At 68.3% G+C, this 2,046-nt stretch carries 2 protein-coding genes; both read left to right on the top strand.

The window, feature by feature from the left end:
- On the top strand, positions 1-444 hold a 444-nt coding region (locus tag RMO81_RS15420; RefSeq protein ID WP_310476826.1), incomplete at its 5' end, for a fructose-bisphosphatase class II.
- A 75-nt stretch (positions 445-519) separates the two neighbouring features.
- A partial coding sequence (gene recJ / locus RMO81_RS15415) for a single-stranded-DNA-specific exonuclease RecJ (protein WP_310476825.1) occupies positions 520-2,046 on the top strand: 1,527 nt, incomplete at its 3' end.

The raw sequence follows: 2,046 nt of genomic DNA, 5'->3' as shown, positions 1-2,046 counted from the left end.
CTGATCGCCGAACTGCGCGGCCTGGGCTGCGGCATCATGCTGATCCCCGATGGCGATGTGGCCGGCGTGATTGCCACCACCAATCCCGATACCGGCATCGACATTTACATGGGTTCGGGCGGCGCCCCCGAAGGCGTGCTGGCGGCGGCGGCGCTGCGCTGCGTGGGCGGCCAGATGCAGGGCCGCCTGCTGTTCCGCAATGATGACGAACGTGGCCGGGCGCGGCGCTGGGGCATCACCGATCTGGATCGGATCTATGGCCTGACCGACATGGCCAAGGGCGATTGCATCTTTGCCGCCACCGGTGTAACCGATGGTTCGATGTTGAAGGGCGTCAAGCGCCGCAAGGATGGCATCATCACCACCGAAAGCGTGGTGATGCGCGCGTCGACCGGCACCGTACGCCGGGTGAGCGGCGAACATCGCGCCGAACGCCACCCGTAAGCAAACCCGTAAGCCCACCCGTAAGCCCACCCGTAAGCCTTGCCCTTCCCTGCGCTGGCCCGCATGGAGTGTGCCATGGACCAACGCGCAGTATTCGGCATTGCAGCCTCCCTCACCGGCCAGCGCTGGGCGTGGCGCGGCGGCATTGCGCCCGGCGACGGGCTGACCGGCCGCGCGGGCGACGAACTGCTCCAGCAATTGTTTCGCACGCGCGGTGCCGATGCCAGCGACTTTGCCCGATTGGCGGCGCCGACGTTGCGCGAGTGGCTGCCTGATCCGGCGATCTTTGCCGATATGGAACGCGCTGCCGAACGCATCGCCGATGCGGTGAAGGCTGGCGAACATATCATCGTTTACGGCGATTATGATGTGGATGGCGCGACCTCTGCCGCGGTCATGATCCGCTATCTGCGCGGCTTGGGCGGCAAGGTTGGCCATTATATCCCGGATCGCCTACTGGAAGGCTATGGCCCTTCGGCCGAAGCCCTGGTGACGTTGAAACAGGCGGGCGCTGATCTGGTGATCACCGTCGATTGTGGCACCCAAGGCTTCGAGGCGCTCGAAGCCGCGCGCGCTGCCGGGCTGGACGTGATCGTGATCGATCACCACAAGGCCGGCACCGCCCTGCCCCCGGCGCTGGCGCTGGTGAACCCCAATCGGCTCGACGAAGTGCCAGAGGCCGCCGCCCATGGCCATCTGGCAGCTGTGGGCGTCGCCTTTCTGCTGTGCGTGGCGCTCAACCGCCTGCTGCGGGCGCGCGGCGTGTTTGCAGATCGCGACGAGCCCAATCTGATCGAGCTGATCGATCTTGTCGCGCTCGGCACCGTGGCCGATGTTGCCGCCCTGCGCGGGCTGAACCGGGCGTTTGTCACGCAAGGGCTGAAGGTGATGGGCCGCCGCGCCAATATCGGCATTGCCGCGCTGTGCGACGTCGCCCGGCTCAGCCGCGCGCCACAGTCACGCGATCTCGGCTTTGCGCTTGGCCCGCGCGTCAATGCTGGCGGGCGCGTGGGGCAGGCCGATCTGGGCGTGCGCCTGCTCACCACCCATGACGCTGGCGAGGCGGCGCAGATCGCCGCCGAACTCGAACGGCTCAACCAGGATCGCCGCAGCATCGAACAGGCCGTGACCGAGGCCGCGCTGGCAAATGCCCTGCCCGGTGCAGGCTGCAGCATCGTGGCCGGCACCGGCTGGCACCCCGGCGTGATCGGCATCGTCGCCAGCCGCCTGAAGGAAAAAATGAACCGCCCCGCCATCGTCATCGCCATCGGCGAAGATGGCATCGCCAAGGGCTCGGGCCGCAGCATCACCGGCGTCGATCTGGGTGCTGCCGTGCTGGCCGCCAAGGATCTTGGCCTGCTGATGGCCGGCGGCGGCCACGCCATGGCGGCGGGCTTGACCGTGGCGGCGGACGCCATCCCGGCGCTGGAGGCGTTTCTGAATGAGCGACTGGCCGCCGATGTGGCCGCAGCAACCGCCGACAGGGCGCTGTCCATCGACACGGCGGTGGCGCCGCGCGGTTTGAATGCCGGCCTTGTCGATGTGCTCGAAGCCGGCGGGCCCTACGGCCAGGGCTGGCCGGCGCCGCGCATCGCCGCCGGG

This window comes from Sandarakinorhabdus sp. (assembly GCF_031422795.1).
Classification (GTDB): domain Bacteria; phylum Pseudomonadota; class Alphaproteobacteria; order Sphingomonadales; family Sphingomonadaceae; genus Sandarakinorhabdus.
Note: the sequence above shows the minus strand (reverse complement) of the source record. Positions and strands in the feature narration are given on the sequence as shown.